General features: G+C 66.7%; 15 protein-coding genes. 6 read left to right on the forward strand and 9 right to left on the reverse strand.

The annotated features are described in order from the left end of the window. The first annotated feature begins 208 nt into the window (after positions 1–208). On the forward strand, positions 209–1,744 hold the full coding sequence (locus ACOABP_RS13105; RefSeq protein WP_474225482.1) for a helicase HerA-like C-terminal domain-containing protein: 1,536 nt from the start codon (positions 209–211) through the stop codon (positions 1,742–1,744). A gap of 71 nt (positions 1,745–1,815) precedes the next feature. Here the strand turns inward: ACOABP_RS13105 and ACOABP_RS13110 are convergent, their stop codons facing one another. The 3 genes from ACOABP_RS13110 to ACOABP_RS13120 all read right to left on the reverse strand — a co-directional run bounded on the left by ACOABP_RS13110 (position 1,816) and on the right by ACOABP_RS13120 (position 3,905). Next, on the reverse strand, positions 1,816–1,968 hold the full coding sequence (locus ACOABP_RS13110; RefSeq protein WP_066739082.1) for a DUF3149 domain-containing protein: 153 nt from the start codon (positions 1,966–1,968) through the stop codon (positions 1,816–1,818). 136 nt (positions 1,969–2,104) lie between these two features. Further along, entirely contained in the window at positions 2,105–2,755 is a 651-nt protein-coding gene (upp, locus tag ACOABP_RS13115; protein WP_066739081.1) for a uracil phosphoribosyltransferase, read from the reverse strand. A 103-nt stretch (positions 2,756–2,858) separates the two neighbouring features. Next, positions 2,859–3,905 carry a Bug family tripartite tricarboxylate transporter substrate binding protein gene (locus ACOABP_RS13120; protein ID WP_474225483.1) on the reverse strand — a complete coding sequence of 349 codons (1,047 nt, stop codon included), beginning with the start codon at positions 3,903–3,905 and terminating at the stop codon, positions 2,859–2,861. A 263-nt stretch (positions 3,906–4,168) separates the two neighbouring features. Between ACOABP_RS13120 and ACOABP_RS13125 the strand changes: the two genes are divergently transcribed. Genes ACOABP_RS13125 through ACOABP_RS13135 form a run of 3 tightly spaced genes read left to right on the forward strand, consistent with a single transcriptional unit; the run spans position 4,169 to position 6,309 of the window. Next, a complete protein-coding gene (locus ACOABP_RS13125; protein WP_474227834.1) occupies positions 4,169–5,056 on the forward strand; it encodes a DMT family transporter in 888 nt (295 codons plus the stop codon). Positions 5,057–5,101: 45 nt separating this feature from the next. After that, positions 5,102–5,890 (forward strand): SDR family oxidoreductase, encoded by a 789-nt coding sequence (locus tag ACOABP_RS13130; RefSeq protein WP_474225485.1) that lies wholly within the window; start codon positions 5,102–5,104, stop codon positions 5,888–5,890. Beyond that, a complete protein-coding gene (locus ACOABP_RS13135; protein WP_474225486.1) occupies positions 5,890–6,309 on the forward strand; it encodes a methylglyoxal synthase in 420 nt (139 codons plus the stop codon). The genes ACOABP_RS13130 and ACOABP_RS13135 overlap by 1 nt, the downstream gene beginning before the upstream one ends. A 77-nt stretch (positions 6,310–6,386) precedes the next feature. Here ACOABP_RS13135 and ACOABP_RS13140 read toward each other — a convergent pair whose 3' ends face one another. The 6 genes from ACOABP_RS13140 to ACOABP_RS13165 all read right to left on the reverse strand — a co-directional run bounded on the left by ACOABP_RS13140 (position 6,387) and on the right by ACOABP_RS13165 (position 12,879). Next, a complete protein-coding gene (locus ACOABP_RS13140; RefSeq protein ID WP_474225487.1) occupies positions 6,387–6,680 on the reverse strand; it encodes a YkvA family protein in 294 nt (97 codons plus the stop codon). A gap of 151 nt (positions 6,681–6,831) precedes the next feature. Beyond that, positions 6,832–7,974: a BMP family ABC transporter substrate-binding protein gene (locus tag ACOABP_RS13145; protein ID WP_474225488.1), complete on the reverse strand. Its 1,143-nt coding sequence runs from the start codon at positions 7,972–7,974 to the stop codon at positions 6,832–6,834. A gap of 102 nt (positions 7,975–8,076) precedes the next feature. Continuing rightward, positions 8,077–8,997, reverse strand: a complete 921-nt coding sequence (locus tag ACOABP_RS13150; protein ID WP_474225489.1) for an ABC transporter permease — start codon at positions 8,995–8,997, stop codon at positions 8,077–8,079. A gap of 18 nt (positions 8,998–9,015) precedes the next feature. Then, positions 9,016–10,110: an ABC transporter permease gene (locus ACOABP_RS13155; protein ID WP_474225491.1), complete on the reverse strand. Its 1,095-nt coding sequence runs from the start codon at positions 10,108–10,110 to the stop codon at positions 9,016–9,018. Beyond that, positions 10,103–11,671, reverse strand: a complete 1,569-nt coding sequence (locus tag ACOABP_RS13160; RefSeq protein WP_474225492.1) for an ABC transporter ATP-binding protein — start codon at positions 11,669–11,671, stop codon at positions 10,103–10,105. Before ACOABP_RS13160 ends, ACOABP_RS13155 begins: the two co-directional genes overlap by 8 nt. Before the next feature lie 299 nt (positions 11,672–11,970). Then, a complete protein-coding gene (locus tag ACOABP_RS13165) occupies positions 11,971–12,879 on the reverse strand; it encodes a pirin family protein (protein WP_474225493.1) in 909 nt (302 codons plus the stop codon). A 665-nt stretch (positions 12,880–13,544) separates the two neighbouring features. Between ACOABP_RS13165 and ACOABP_RS13170 the strand changes: the two genes are divergently transcribed. Beyond that, positions 13,545–14,261, forward strand: coding sequence for an ABC transporter permease (locus ACOABP_RS13170; RefSeq protein ID WP_474225494.1), 717 nt, complete (start codon positions 13,545–13,547; stop codon positions 14,259–14,261). 8 nt (positions 14,262–14,269) lie between these two features. Next, positions 14,270–15,211, forward strand: a complete 942-nt coding sequence (locus tag ACOABP_RS13175; protein WP_474225496.1) for a glycine betaine ABC transporter substrate-binding protein — start codon at positions 14,270–14,272, stop codon at positions 15,209–15,211. The last annotated feature ends 5 nt before the right edge of the window (positions 15,212–15,216 follow it).

The raw sequence follows: 15,216 nt of genomic DNA on the forward strand, positions 1-15,216 counted from the left end.
GCCGGTTCCGGATGGGTCTCTGGGACGAATCCTGCCGATCCGGCGGCCACGCCATGTGATTGATGTGCCAATCTGCTGGCTATAATCAGCGCAGGATTTTATCACGCGCCCCTGCCGCCCCGCAGTGCCATGTATGGGTTGTTTGCCCCGCCCGCACCCGATCCGCACCTGTTTTCCTGCCCTGACCGCCGACTGACGAGACTCCGCCATGGCCGATCCCATCCTCATCGCCAAGAACCCTGACCACGAACTGGTGCTGCTGCCCGAGATGGGCAACCGGCACGGCCTGATCACGGGCGCCACCGGCACCGGCAAGACCGTCACGCTGCAGACGCTGGCCCAGGGCTTCTCGCGGCTGGGCGTGCCGGTGTTCATGGCCGATGTCAAAGGTGACTTGACCGGCATTTCCCAGCCGGGCCAGCCGTCGGACAAGCTCAAGGCCCGCCTGGCGGAACACGGCCTGCCCGAGCCGGCCTGGGGTGGCTGCCCGACCACGCTCTGGGACGTCTTCGGCGAAAAGGGCCACCCGGTGCGCGCCACGGTGTCGCACATGGGCCCGCTGCTGCTGTCGCGCATGCTGGAGCTGAACGATACCCAGCAGGGCGTGCTGAACCTGGTGTTCCGCATTGCCGATGCCGGCGGCCTGCTGCTGCTCGATGCCAAGGACCTGCGCGCGATGCTGCAGTACGTGGGGGACAACGCGAGCCAGTTCACCACCGAGTACGGCAATATCTCGTCGGCGTCGATCGGCGCCATCCAGCGCGGCCTGGTGGCGCTGGAATCGCAGGGCGCCGACAAGTTCTTCGGCGAGCCGATGCTGAACCTGGACGACTTCATCCAGACCGAGAAGGGCCAGGGAGTGGTCAATATCCTGGCGGCCGACAAGCTGATGAATGCGCCGCGCCTCTATGCCACCTTCCTGCTCTGGATGCTATCGGAATTGTTCGAAAAGCTGCCCGAAGCCGGCGATCTCGACAAGCCCAAGCTCGTGTTCTTCTTCGACGAGGCGCACCTGCTGTTCAACGACGCCCCCAAGGCACTGCTGGACAAGATCGAGCAGGTGGTGCGGCTGGTGCGTTCCAAGGGCGTGGGCGTGTACTTCGTGACGCAGAACCCCGTGGATATCCCCGACACCGTGCTGGGCCAGCTTGGCAACCGCGTGCAGCACGCGTTGCGCGCCTTCACGCCGCGCGACCAGAAGGCCGTCAAGGTGGCGGCCACGACCATGCGGGCCAATCCGAAGCTGGACCTGGAGCAGGTGATCGGCGAACTGGGTGTGGGCGAGGCGCTGGTGTCGTGCCTGGATGCCAAGGGCACGCCGGGCGTGACCGAACGCGCCTGGGTGCTGGCGCCAGGCAGCCGGATCGGCCCGATCACCGATGACGAACGGCGCGCGCTGATCGCCAGTTCGCTGGTGGCCGGCACCTACGAGCAGACCATCGACCGCGAGTCGGCCTACGAAAAGCTGCGTGGCGGGGTGGCGCAGGCCACCAACGGCACGCCGGCCGATGCCAGGGTTCCGCCCAAGCCTGGCGCGCAGCCCGGCGCCCCGGCGCAGGAAGAGGGCGGCTGGGTCGGCGAAGTCTGGGGCTCGCTGACGCGCGGCACGGGCAAGACGGGGCGCGGCGACTCGATCCTGGAATCGGTGGCGAAGTCGGCGGCGCGTACGGTAGGGTCGCAGGTCGGGCGAGAACTGATTCGCGGCGTGCTGGGCAGCCTGCTGGGCGGCGGCAAGAAAAAGTAGCCGGCAGGCCGGAAGCAAAAGCAAAACGCCCGGGCAAGTACCCGGGCGTTTTGCTTGATGCTGCGGTCGGCTCAGTCGGCGCCGCGTCGTGCGGCTTCCGCATCCTCGCGCGCCTTGCGGGCGAACAGGCAGGCGTAGAACGCCGCCATGCCGATGATGAATGCGATGACGGCCAGGCTCGCCAGGCCGGTTGCCGTGGATGTCAGGATCTTCAGTGCTTCCATGGGGTGGCTCCTTGCTTGGAATATGCCGTAGACGGCATACCAGTCTGGATCAGCCCGCCCCCATGAATATTGAGGCGCATCAAGCGCCCCGGGGTCAACCTCCGTCAGCCGACGTCGGATCGACGCCGGATCGACATCAGTTCTTGGTGCCGAACAGGCGGTCGCCCGCGTCGCCCAGGCCCGGCACGATGTAGGCATGCTCGTCCAGGTGGCTGTCCAGCGACGCCACGAACAGCTTCACGCCCGGATGCGCCTGCTGGAACACTTCGACGCCTTCCGGCGCGGCCACCAGCGCCACGAACGTGATGGCATCCTCCGGCACGCCACGGCGCCTGAGCACGTCCACCGCATGCGCGGCCGAGTAGCCGGTGGCAACCATCGGATCGCACAGGATGAACGAGCGGTCTTCCAGGTCCGGCAGGCGCACCAGGTATTCCACCGGGCGGTGCTGCTCGTCGCGATACACGCCAATGTGGCCGATACGGGCCGACGGAATCAGCTCCACCAGGCCGTCGCTCATGCCCACGCCGGCACGCAGCACGGGCACGATCGTCAGCTTCTTGCCGGCGATGACGGGAGCGTCCAGTTCCACCAGCGGGGTGTCGATGCGGCGCGTGGTCAGCGGCAGGTTGCGCGTGATCTCGTAGCCCATCAGCAGCGTGATCTCGCGCAGCAGTTCGCGGAACGTGCGTGTCGACGTTTCCTTGTCGCGCATGTGCGACAGCTTGTGCTGGATCAGTGGGTGATCGAGGATGAAGAGATTGGGAAAGCGGGGATCCTGTTTCATGGCGGGCTCGGCGAATACGGTAGGGGCCCTCTCCGAGGCGAGAGGGCCCGATGCAGCGCGATTGTAATGGATGCGCGCCGGGCCGAGCGAGCCGGGCGGCCGGTCAGTCCACCGTGATCGCCGCCGATTTTGCGACCTTTCCGAACCGGTCGTACTCGCTTTGCGTCAGCGTCTGCAGTTCGGCGGCGCTCGATCCCTTCGGGTTGAAGCCGGCCTGGGCCAGCTTGTCGCGTACGTCGGGGCGGGCCAGGGCTTCGACGAAGGCCGCGTTGAGTGCCTGGGTCACCGGTGCGGGCAGGTTGGCCGGGCCGTACACGCCGAACCACGGCTCCACGGCGTAGCCGGGCAGGCCGGCCTCGGCCAGCGTGGGCACATTGGGCAGCGACGGCGAGCGCGTCTTGCCCGCCACGGCCAGCGCGCGCAGCTTGCCGGCCTGGATGTGCGGCAGCGACGCGGGCAGGTTGTCGAACATCACCTGGATATGGCCGCCCAGCATGTCGTTGATGGCCGGGCTGCTGCCCTTGTAAGGCACATGGACCAGGCCGGTCTGCGTCATCTGCGAGAACATCGCGCCGGCCAGGTGCATCGACGTGCCGGTGCCGGCCGTGGCATAGGTCAGCCCCGGATGTGCCTTGGCATAGGCGACCAGTTCCGGCACGGTCTTCACGGGCAGGTCGTTGCCCACTTCCAGCACGATGGTCGAGGTGCCCAGCAGGCTGATGGCCGTGAAGTCGCGGCGCGGATCGAACGGCACGTGCTTGTAGATGTGCGGGTTCAGCGCGTTGGTCGAAATGGCGCCAAAGCCGATCGTGTAGCCATCGGCGGGTGCCTTGGCGACTGCCTCCATGCCGATATTGCCCCCGGCGCCGGGCCGGTTTTCGATCACCACGGGCTGGCCCAGCTTCTCGGCCACGCGCTGGCCGACGGTGCGCGCCACCAGGTCGGTGGTGCCGCCGGCCGCGTAGGGCACGACGAAGCGGATGGGTTTGCTCGGGAACGCGTCGGCTGCCAGGGCGCCGCCGGCGCCGGCCAGCAGCGACAGGGCGGAAGCCGCCAGCGCGGTACGGGCGGTGGCGGACAGGAAGGCGCGGCGCGGGGTGGTAGTGCTACGGCGGGTCGTGCGATGGCGGGCAATGCGTTGGAACGACATGGCTCGGGAGTCTCCGGAATGTTGTTATAAGGCCGGCTGCGCACCATGGCGGTGCGTAGTCAGGCGCGAGCCATTGTATGGGAAAGCAGGCATTGTCGCCGGATGTCCTGGCGCGCCGGGGCGGCGTCCTGAGCGCTGGCGCCTTTTGACATACAATCGGCGGGTTCCGCCGTGCCGTCTGCGTTGTCGCGCGTGCGGCCCGGCGTCCAGATTCCCGCGTCCCCGTGCCTGCTTCCCAGAAGTCTCTCTCCCCGTCCGCCGAAGTGCCTGTGGCACAGCGCGTCGGACTTGCCACCGCGGCCGTCGGCGCCGTGCTGTTTTCCGCCAAGGCCATCGTTGCCAAGCTGATGTACCGCTACAGCGTGGATGCCGTGATGGTCATCACGCTGCGCATGCTGTTTGCGGTGCCGCTGTTCATGGCAATCGGCTGGTGGCAGGCGCGCAAGCTGCCGTCGCTGTCCTGGGCCGATCGCGCCCGGGTGGTGTTCCTCGGTTTCATCGGTTACTACCTGTCGAGCTTCCTCGATTTCCTGGGCCTGCAGTACATCACGGCCGGGCTGGAGCGGCTGATCCTGTTCCTGACACCCTCGTTCGTCCTGCTGGTCACGGCGCTGGTGTTCCGCCGGCACATTCATGCGCGCCAGTGGATGTCGCTGCTGCTGGCCTATGCCGGCATCGTGCTGGTGTTCGCGCACGATCTCGACGTCAGTGGCGACCAGGTATGGCTGGGCGGCGCGCTGGTACTGGCAAGCGCGATGTCGTATGGTGTTTATCTGATTCTGAGCGGCGAGCTGGTCAAGCGGGTGGGGTCGCTGCGGCTGGTGGCCTATGCGATGTGCGTCTCCACGCTGTGCTGCGTGATCCAGTACATTGTGCTGGGCCGGCCACTGGCCGAACTGGCGCAGCCGGCGCCGGTGCTGTGGCTGTCGGTCATCAACGCGGTATTTTGTACCGTGCTGCCGGTGTCGCTGACGATGATCGCCGTGGCGCGCATCGGTGCGCCGATGGCGTCGCAGGCCGGCATGGTCGGCCCGGTCTCGACGCTGGCGCTGGCGTTCTGGCTGCTGGGCGAGCCGGTCACGGGCGTGCAGCTGGCGGGCAGCGGCCTGGTGCTGGGTGGCATGTATCTGCTGTCGAGCCGGAAGGCCTGAAACACCTGATTCGAAGAGAACCAACCAAGGAAGGAGAGAGAAGCCATGGATTTTGGACTGCGCGGTAAGCATGCGCTGGTGTGCGGCGCCAGCAAGGGGCTTGGGCTGGCGTGTGCCGATGCGCTCGCGGCGGAAGGCGTCGACGTAGTGATCGTGGCGCGTGGCGCCGAGGCGCTGGAAAAGGCCGCCGCCGACCTGCGCGCCCGCTATGGCCGTCGCGTGATCGCGGTGGCCACCGACATCACCACGCCTGAAGGCCGAAAGCAGGCCCTGGACGCCGTGGCAAAGCTGGGCGACCTGGACATCCTGGTGAACAACGCCGGTGGCCCGCCGCCGGGCAACTTCCGCGACTGGGGCCGCGACGAGTGGATCGCCGCGCTGGACGCCAACATGCTGACGCCGATCGAACTGATCAAGTCGACCATCGATGGCATGATCGCGCGCCGCTGGGGCCGCATCGTCAACATCACCAGCGGCGCGGTGAAGGCGCCGATCGACGTGCTGGGCCTGTCGAACGGCGCCCGCTCGGGCCTGACCGGTTTCGTGGCCGGCCTGGCGCGTGAAGTGGCGCAGCACGGCGTGACCGTGAACAACCTGCTGCCGGGACCGTTCGACACCGACCGTCTCAAGAAGACGATGGAAGGCGGCGCCCAGAAGGCCGGTATCAGCATCGAGGAAATGGCGAAGCGCCGCGCGGCCGCCAACCCGAGCCGCCGCTTTGGCGAACCTGCCGAGTTTGGCGCCACCTGCGCGTTCCTGTGCAGCAAGCAGGCGGCCTTCATGACGGGCCAGAACGTGCTGCTGGACGGCGGCGCCTACCCGGGGACGTTCTGATGGGCACGTCGGAAACCGTGCAGGAGCCCCGGCCGCGCATCGCGCTGATTGCACACGATCACAAGAAGGACGACATCGTGGCCTTTGCCGGCCGCCATCGCGACTTCCTGGCCCGGTGCGATCTGCTGGCCACGGGCACCACGGGCGGCCGCATCGCGGCCGAGACCGGACTGGAGGTGACCCGCATGCTGTCCGGCCCGTGGGGCGGCGACCTGCAGATCGGCGCGCAACTGGCCGAGGGCAGGGTGACGGCGGTGATCTTCCTGCGTGATCCGATGACCCCGCAGCCGCACGAACCGGACATCAACGCGCTGGTACGCGCGTGCGACGTCCACAACGTGCCGTGCGCCACCAACCTGGCGACGGCCGAGCTGATGGTGGTGGAACTGGCGCGGCACTGCTTCGTGCCGAAGGCCTGAGCCTCAGTCACGCGCAAATGAAAAAACCGCTGCTTCGGCAGCGGTTTTTCTTTGGGCGATCCCTGGAGGAACCTGCGTCAGCGCGGCCTGACCGTGGTGGCGGTGGCGCGCATTTCCGCCTGGCGCAGGATGTGCGGCGGCAGGCGCTTCAGGATCAGGTGAACGGCCAGCGGAATGATCACCATGTCGTCCACGATGCCGAGTCCGGCGATGAAATCGGGGATCAGGTCGATCGGCGAGATCGCGTAGCACAGCAGGCCGAACGCGGCCGGCTTGAGCCAGGGCGGTGCGTCGGGGTGGCGCAGGGCAAACCAGAACAGCCGGCCGTCGCGCCGCACCAGCGTCCACAGGGCTGACAGTCGCTTCCACATGATGGGCCTCCTTGGTCACACGTTCAGCGGGGCATGAACGAGTAGCTTGGGCCGATGAAAGCGGATTCAAGTTCCTGTTGTTTTCTCTCCCCTCCCGCCGGGCGATGTACCGGCAGGAGGGGAGAGCGGGCTACAGCCCGGCAGGCGTCAATCAGCCCGGCACGTTGCCTTCCACGCCATCGACGTAGAACTTGACGTTGTGCAGGAAGGCGTCGTCGGCCACGGCGCCGCCGGCCACCTGTTCCTTGCCGGCGTTGTCCTTGATCGGACCCTTCCAGATCGGCGCGCTGCCGTCGACGATGCCCTTCTTGCGCTCTTCCACCAGCGCCTTGACGTCTTCCGGCACCACGGCGTTGAAGCCCTTCAGGTCGATCATGCCTTCCTTCAGGCCCCACCAGATGGTGCTGTTCTTCCACTGGTTGTTGAGCACGTCTTCCACCACCTTGTTGTAGTAGACGCCCCACGAGATCACCGATGCCGCCAGGTGGGCCTTCTCGCCGAACTTGCTCATGTCGCTGTCCCAGCCGAATGCGTACACGCCTTTCTCCTGCGCGGTCTGCACCACTGCGGCGGAGTCGGTGTTCTGCATCAGCATGTCAACGCCCTGGCCGATCAGCGTCGTGGCGGCCTCGCGTTCCTTGCCCGGATCGAACCACTTGTTGACCCACACCACCTTGACCGTGGCCTTCGGGTTCACCGAGCGGGCGCCCAGCGTGAACGAGTCGATGTTGCGGATCACTTCGGGAATCGGTACCGATGCCACCACGCCCATCTTGCCGGTCTTGCTCATCTTGCCGGCCACCACGCCCGCCAGGTACGCGCCTTCATAGGTGCGCACGTCGTACTGGGCCAGGTTGTCGGCGGTCTTGAAGCCCGTGGCGTGCTCGAACTTCACGTCCGGGAATTCCTTGGCGACCTTCAGCATCGATTCCATGTAGCCGAAGGTGGTGCCGAAGATCAGCTTGTTGCCCTGGCTTGCGAGGTCGCGGAACACGCGCTCGGCGTCGGCAGCGGACTCGGGCACGTTCTCCACGTACGTGGTCTTGACCTTGTCGCCGAACTTGGCTTCCACGGCCTTGCGGCCCGCGTCGTGCGCGTACGTCCAGCCAGCGTCGCCCACCGGCCCGATGTAGACGAAGGCCACCTTCAGCGGTTCGCTGGTGGCAGCGGCGGGGGCGGATGCCGGCGCGGCGGTCTCGGCCGGCTTCTCGGCTTCCTTCTTGCCGCAGCCGGCCAGGGCCAGCACGGCGGTGGCGGCCAAGGCCGCCAGCGTGGTCCTGCGTGTCACGATCATTCGATCTCTCCTAGTAAGACGTCTTCTGTGATGTGGTTGTACTTCGGATACTGCTGTTTTTTTAAGACTTCGGTGATGCGGTACAGGGGTGTTCAGCGGTGTTCAGGCGCTGCCGGGACGGAACGGCTTGCCCAGCGACGCGGGCATGTTCAGGCGGATCCAGGCCGGGTTGCGCGAAATCAGGGCCAGCACCACGATTGTCGCGATGTACGGGAGCATCGACAGGAACTGCGACGGCACCGACACGCCAATGCCCTGCAGGTAGAACTGCAGGATCGTCACGCCGCCGAACAGCCACGCGCCCACCAGCACGCGTCCCGGCCGCCAGGTGGCGAAGGTGGTCAGCGCCAGCGCGATCCAGCCGCGGCCGGCCACGAGGTTTTCCACCCACATCGGCGTGTACACCAGCGACAGATAGGCCCCGGCCAGCCCGCAGCAGGCGCCGCCGAACAGCAGCGCGCCAAAGCGGATCCAGCGCACCGGATAGCCCAGTGCATGCGCCGATTCTGGCGACTCTCCGATGGCGCGCAGCGTCAGGCCGGCGCGCGTGCGGAACAGGAACCACATGATGGCAAAGCACAGCAGCAGGCTGAAATAGACCATCCAGTGATGCTGGAAGAACGCCGGGCCGATAAACGGGATATCGGCCAGCCCCGGAATGGCGCTGGCCCTGGCCGGCATCGCATAGCCGACAAAGCGCTGCGCCATGAATGCGGACAGGCCCGTGCCGAAGATCGACAGCGCCAGTCCCGTGGCTACCTGGTTGGTGGCCAGTACCAGCGCCAGCCACGAGAACAGCGTCGCCATCAGCATGCCGGCACCGGCCCCGGCGACAAAGCCGAGCAGCGGCGATTGCGTCTGGTAACCGACCATGAAGCCGAACGCGGCGGCCACCAGCATCATGCCTTCGGCGCCAAGGTTCAGCACGCCGGCGCGCTCGTTGACGAGCAGGCCCAGCGCAGCCAGCAGCAGCGGGGTGCCGGCGTTGATCGCGGTGGCGATCAGGGGAGCAAGTTGTTCCATATTGTTGTCGGCTCCGGATCAGGCGGCACGTGCGCGCCAGCGCAGGTGGTTGTCGATCAGTGTGTCGCAGGCCAGCAGGAAGAACAGCAGCATGCCCTGGAACACCCAGCCCAGTGCCGACGGCAGGCCCAGGCGCGATTGCGCCATTTCGCCGCCGATATAGAACAGCGACATCACGATGCCGCCGAACACGGCACCCACCGGATGCAGCCGGCCCACAAAGGCCACGATGATCGCGGTAAAGCCATAGCCGGGCGAGATCGACGGCAGCAGCTGGCCGATCGGGCCGGTCACCTCGAATGCGCCGGCCAGGCCGGCAAAGGCGCCCGAGATCATCAGCGCCGTCCAGAGCGCGCTGCGCGACGAGAAGCCGGCATAGCGCGCGGCCAGCGGCGCGGTGCCACCCACCTGCAGGCGGTAGCCGGCAAAGCTGCGGAACACGAACACGGTCATGATGACCACCAGCACCAGCATCACGGCAAAGCCCATGTGCAGGCGCGACCCTGGCAGCAGGTTGGGCAGCAGGAACATCGACGAGAACACCTTCGACTGCGGGAAGTTCATGCCGTTGGGGTCCTTCAGCGGGCCGTTGACCACCCATAGCAGCAACTGCTGGGCGACGTAGGTCAGCATCAGCGACACCAGGATCTCGTTGGCGTTGAAACGATCCTTGAGCAGCGCCGTGAGCGATGCCCAGAGCATGCCGCCGACGCAGCCGGCCAGCGAGGCCAGCACCAGCACCGCCGGGCCGCTCCAGGTGGACCCAGGGGTGTCGAACCACAGTACCGTGGCACCGGCCAGGATGCCGCCGGCAATCAGCTGCCCATCGGCGCCGATATTCCAGACGTTGGCGCGGTAGCAGACCGACAGCCCAAGCGCGCACAGCACCAGCGGCACGGTCTTTAGCAGCACCTCGCCAATCGCGCGCTTGTCCTTGAGCGGATCGACCAGAAACACCTTGAGACCCGCCACGGGGTCCTTGCCCAGCGCCAGGAACAGCAGCGCGCCGAACAGCAGCGTCAGCACCAGGGCGAATACGGGCGAGGCATAGGCCATCGGGCGCGACGGCACGCCGCGCGGGGCCAGCACAATGGGAGATAGCACTTTAGCCATGGCTCGGCACCTCCTCGGCGGCGTTGCCTTGCCGGCTGGCCGGCCCGCCTTCCCAGAGGCCGCTCATCCACAGGCCCACCTGCTCGCGCGTGGCGGTTTCCACGGGAATCGACGGCGACAGATGACCCTTGGCGATCACGTGCAAGCGGTCGCAGATCGCGAACAGTTCGTCGAGTTCTTCGGATACCACCAGCACCGCGCAGCCGGCGGCCTTGAGAGACAGGATCTCGTTGTGGATCTGCGCGGCCGCGCCGACATCGACGCCCCAGGTGGGTTGCGCCACGATCAGCACCTTCGGGCTGGCCTCGATCTCGCGGCCGACGATGAATTTCTGCAGATTGCCGCCGGACAGGCTGCGCGCCAGCGCGGCGGGACCGCTCGCCTTGACGCGGAAGCGGTTGATGATGCCGGCCGCCAGGCCTTCGGCCGCCTTGGGCGACACCATGCCTCCCTGCACATAGGGGGGCATCTGGTGCGACAGCCAGATGTTCGACGCCAGGCTCATGCCCGGCACCGCGCCACGGCCGAGCCGTTCCTCGGGCACGAAGGCCAGGCCCGCGCGGCGGCGGCCGCGTGCATCGAGCCGGCCCACGGGCTTGCCGTCCAGGTCGATGGCGGCACCGGCCGTGCGTGCATCTTCGCCAGACAGCGCCGCCAGCAGTTCCTGCTGGCCGTTGCCCGACACGCCGGCGATGCCGACGATCTCGCCGGCATGCACGTCCAGCGCAATCTGTTGCAGTTCCGTCGCAAACTGATGCGCGCGCGGCATCGACAGGTTGCGCACCGACAGCTTTACCGCGCCGCGTTCGGTGGCCACGCGGGCCTCGCGCGGCGGTTCGCCGCCGATCATCAGCCGCGACAGCTCGGCCGCGCTTTGCTGGCGCGGGTCGCAGTTGCCGGTCACCCGGCCCATGCGCATCACGGTGGCGTGGTGGCACAGCGCGCGGATTTCATCGAGCTTGTGGCTGATATAGAGGATGCTGGTGCCCTCGGCGGCCAGCTGGCGCAGCGTGACGAACAGCGTTTCCACGGCCTGCGGCGTCAGCACCGACGTAGGCTCGTCCAGGATCAGCAACTGGGGATTGGCAAGCAGCGCACGCACGATCTCCACGCGCTGGCGCTCGCCCACGGACAGCGTGTGCACGTGGCGCTGCGGCTCAAGCGGCAGGCCGTAGCGCTCGGCCGTGGCGCGGATGCGTTCGGACAGCTGCTTCATGTTGCCGGCATCGGCGGGCGACAGGCCCAGCGCGATGTTCTCGGCCACGGTCAGGGTGTCGAACAGCGAGAAATGCTGGAAGACCATGGCAATGCCCAGGTTGCGGGCATCGTGCGGGCTGGCGATGGAAACCGGTGCCCCGTTGAAGTGCATCTCGCCTGCGTCGGGACGTACCGCGCCGAAGATGATCTTCATCAGGGTGGACTTGCCGGCGCCGTTTTCGCCAAGGACGGCGTGGATCTCACCCGGGGCGACGGTCAGGCTGACGTCATCGTTGGCGGTCACGCCGGGATAGCGCTTGGTGATATGCGCAAGCGCCAGCCTGGGGGGTAGTTGTGATGTCACTGAGGCGGCTCGAATTGTTGTGGCAGCAACGTTCTGTTCAGGCACGTGACAACGGCTGTGCGTGGCGCAGCATCGCCGCGCGCCAGGTCGTCATCATCATGAATGCGTGATGCCCGGAATTTTGAGTGGATTATATAAGTGCGTGGGGGTCGGGCGGACCACTTTGGGCCTCCAGCCGTGCCCCACAACGGATACCGGGAGGTTGCAAGTCGCGTGCCGGCCACACCCGCAAAGAAAAACCGCCGCGCTGCCGGTCAGGGCAGGGCGGCGGTCAGGGTTGACCCGGATCAGTGCGTGTGTCAGGCGGCGCTGGCAGGGATCGTCGCAAACCGGCCGTCGCGGAAATCGGCCAGGGTCTGGTAGATCTGGTCCTGCGTGTTCATCACGAACGGCCCGTACTGCGCGATGGGCTCGTTCAGCGGCTGGCCCGCGATCAGCAGGAAGCGGGTGTCCTCGTCGGCGGTGACAACCACCCCGTCGGACCCGCCGGCATTGTCCAGCACGCCCATGCGCTGGGCTTCCACCACGGCGTCGCCAATCGTCACGGCGCCACGATACACATAGACAAAGGCGTTATGCCCGGCCGGCAGGGCCTGCGCGAACGACTGGCCGGCCGGCAGATGCACGTCCAGGTACAGCGGTTGGGTGACCGGGCGCGTCACGGCGCCGGCCACGCCATGCGAGGCGCCGGCCAGCACGCGCACGGTGCCGCCCGACGGCAGTTCCACGGTGGGAATCGCCGCTGCCGGCATGTCGCGATACCAGGGCGTGGTCATCTTGTCCGCCGCCGGCAGGTTCAGCCAGAGCTGGAAGCCTTCCATGCGGCCGTCTTCCTGCTCGGGCAATTCCGAATGCACCACGCCGGAGCCCGCCACCATCCACTGCGCGCCGCCGTTTTCCAGCAGGCCTTCATGGCCGGCGCTGTCGCGGTGGCGCATACGGCCGGCCAGCATGTAGGTGATGGTCTCGAAGCCGCGGTGCGGATGATCGGGGAAGCCGCCGATGTAGTCGTCCTTGTTGTCGGTGCCAAAGGCGTCGAGCATCAGGAACGGGTCCAGCCGGCGTTGCAGGTTCTGCGTCAGCACGCGGGTCAGCTTGACGCCGGCCCCGTCGGACGTGGCGATGCCGCGAACCACGCGATCCACGGTGCGCGAGCGCTGCACGGTTTCCGTGGCGGTGGTCGGAACGGTGGCGATACGGGCGGTCATGTCGAATCTCCTGTTGGGACGGCCTGGATCGATGTCGTCGGGCCGTCGTGTCTACCCCCTCAATTTAAGGGTTTGGCGATAAAGCGGTAGAGGGCTGGCGGGCAACAGATTGTTTCGTGGATAGAACGAGACAGCCAGAATCGGCGTCATGGGTGCAACGAATCCTGGCTCGGAATTTTCCCGCGAAATCCCGTTATTTCGGAGATGGAAACGGTGAAGATGACAGGATCGCAGAAGTTGTGTAGAATAGCGGTCTCTTTGTCATCCGTTGCCAATAATTGCGATGGGCCGGCCAGTACGCCGAACCCCCGCGATCCGTTGTCTGGCAACGGCCGATTGACCGGCGGCGCCATACCGAAAGCGCGTTTTGACACGACATCAGTCGCCGCCACTGGCCAACCCCTCAGGGTTGCGCCGCTCCTGCGGGTTTGGGCTTCATGCCTGGACCCCATCAATCGGGTGTTTCGCTGGCCTCCAGGCCGGTGCCACACCCAAAAGTCCGTCCGCTGGCAATCGTGCCGGTCATGGCGGCAAGGCAATCTGAACCAGGGCCCCGGCGGGCACCCCCATCGACATTTCCGCCGGCCCTTTTGTTTTCCGCATCCGGGATGTGGTGATTCATGCATTTCGCATGGTTTGCCGCGTCGGGGTTGGAGAGGGGAAATATGTCAAAACGAACCATCCGGGCGTTGGCCTGGGGGGGCGTCGTTGCCGTTGCGCTGGCCGGACTGGTCGCGTGGATCGGCATTGACGTCATCCGCCAGTACCAGGACCGCCTGTTCTACGACGTGGCCGACCATCTGCGCCTGGTGGCGATCTCGATGGCGCTGGCCCTGCTGACCGGCGTGCCGGCCGGCATCGCGCTGAGCCGGCCGTGCATGCGCCGCTGGGCCGACCGCCTCATGCAGGTGTTCAACATCGGCAATACCGTGCCGTCGCTGGCCGTGCTGGCGCTGGCGCTGGCGGTGCTGGGCATCGGCGAGCGTCCGGCGATCCTGGCGCTGTGGCTGGCCTCGCTGCTGCCGATCGTGCGCAACACCTACGAAGGGCTGCGCACCGTATCGCCGGCGCTCAAGGAAGCCGCGCGCGGCATCGGCATGACGCCGTGCCAGCGCCTGGTGCGCGTGGAACTGCCCAACGCGCTGCCCGTGATCCTGGCCGGCGTGCGCATCAGCCTGGTGATCAACGTGGGCACGGTGCCGCTGTCGTTCCTGATTGGCGCGAACAGCCTGGGCGAACTGATCTTCCCGGGCATCTACCTGAACAACCAGCCGTTGCTGTTGCTGGGTGCCGCCGCTACCGCGCTGCTGGCCCTGGCGCTGGACGCGCTGTTCGCCGCCGCCGGCCACGTCTACCTGCGTCGTCGCGGACTGGCGCAGTGAGGAGTCGTATGAAATTCAAATCCGTGAATCGCCTGGCGGAAGGCCGCGTGTTCTGGCTGGCCACCGTCATCGGCATCGGGCTGGCTGCGCTGCTGTTGTGCACGGCACCGGCGCGCGCGCAGGAAGGCGCGGGCCCGGTGCGGGTGGGCGGCAAGAACTTCACCGAACAGCTGATCCTGTCGTCGATGACGACGCAGTACCTGAAGGCCAAGGGCATCGACACGACGCTGACATCGGGCCTGGGCAGCACGCTGATGCGCCAGGCGATGGAATCGGGCCAGCTCGACGTGGTGTGGGACTACACCGGCACCGCGCTGATCGTGTTCAACAAGGTCGAGGAAAAGCTCGACGGCCCCGAGAGCTACAAGCGCGTGAAGGAACTGGACGCGGCCAAGGGGCTGGTCTGGCTCGATGCCTCGCAGGTCAACAACACCTACGCGTTCGCCATGCCGAAGGAACGCGCCGGCAATATCCGCACGCTGTCGGCCTATGCCGAGAAGATGCGCGCCGAGGGCGAGGACAAGAAGCATCCGCTGGCCGTGGACATGGAATTCGCCGCGCGCCCCGACGGCCTGGAGCCGCTCAAGGGCGTGTACAAGCTGCCGTTCACGCGCAAGGACGTGATCCAGCTCGATCCGGGCCTGGTCTACACCGCGCTCAGGAACAACCAGGTGGACCTGGGCCTGGTCTACACGACCGATGGCCGCGTGAAGGGCTTCGACCTCGTGCTGTTGGAGGACGACCTGCACTACTTCCCGCCGTACAACGCGGTGCCCGTGGTCCGCAAGGCGGTGCTCGACGCGCACCCCGAACTGGCCGACCTGCTCAACGCGCTGGCGGGCAAGCTCGACAACGCGGCGATGACCGACATGAACTACAAGGTCGACATCGACCAGCAGCCCGTGGACAAGGTGGCAGGCGACTTCCTGCGCAGCCACGGCCTGATCTGAGGAGC

It is taken from the genome of Cupriavidus sp. HE11 (genome assembly GCF_056097175.1).

Bases quoted from the DNA above. Each gene is read 5' to 3' on its own strand.
- ACOABP_RS13105 (WP_474225482.1), top strand. From the start codon at position 209: ATGGCCGATCCCATCCTCATCGCCAAGAACCCTGACCACGAACTGGTG.
- ACOABP_RS13110 (WP_066739082.1), bottom strand. From the start codon at position 1,968: ATGGAAGCACTGAAGATCCTGACATCCACGGCAACCGGCCTGGCGAGC.
- upp (WP_066739081.1), bottom strand. From the start codon at position 2,755: ATGAAACAGGATCCCCGCTTTCCCAATCTCTTCATCCTCGATCACCCA.
- ACOABP_RS13120 (WP_474225483.1), bottom strand. From the start codon at position 3,905: ATGTCGTTCCAACGCATTGCCCGCCATCGCACGACCCGCCGTAGCACT.
- ACOABP_RS13130 (WP_474225485.1), top strand. From the start codon at position 5,102: ATGGATTTTGGACTGCGCGGTAAGCATGCGCTGGTGTGCGGCGCCAGC.
- ACOABP_RS13135 (WP_474225486.1), top strand. From the start codon at position 5,890: ATGGGCACGTCGGAAACCGTGCAGGAGCCCCGGCCGCGCATCGCGCTG.
- ACOABP_RS13140 (WP_474225487.1), bottom strand. From the start codon at position 6,680: ATGTGGAAGCGACTGTCAGCCCTGTGGACGCTGGTGCGGCGCGACGGC.
- ACOABP_RS13145 (WP_474225488.1), bottom strand. From the start codon at position 7,974: ATGATCGTGACACGCAGGACCACGCTGGCGGCCTTGGCCGCCACCGCC.
- ACOABP_RS13150 (WP_474225489.1), bottom strand. From the start codon at position 8,997: ATGGAACAACTTGCTCCCCTGATCGCCACCGCGATCAACGCCGGCACC.
- ACOABP_RS13155 (WP_474225491.1), bottom strand. From the start codon at position 10,110: ATGGCTAAAGTGCTATCTCCCATTGTGCTGGCCCCGCGCGGCGTGCCG.
- ACOABP_RS13165 (WP_474225493.1), bottom strand. From the start codon at position 12,879: ATGACCGCCCGTATCGCCACCGTTCCGACCACCGCCACGGAAACCGTG.
- ACOABP_RS13170 (WP_474225494.1), top strand. From the start codon at position 13,545: ATGTCAAAACGAACCATCCGGGCGTTGGCCTGGGGGGGCGTCGTTGCC.
- ACOABP_RS13175 (WP_474225496.1), top strand. From the start codon at position 14,270: ATGAAATTCAAATCCGTGAATCGCCTGGCGGAAGGCCGCGTGTTCTGG.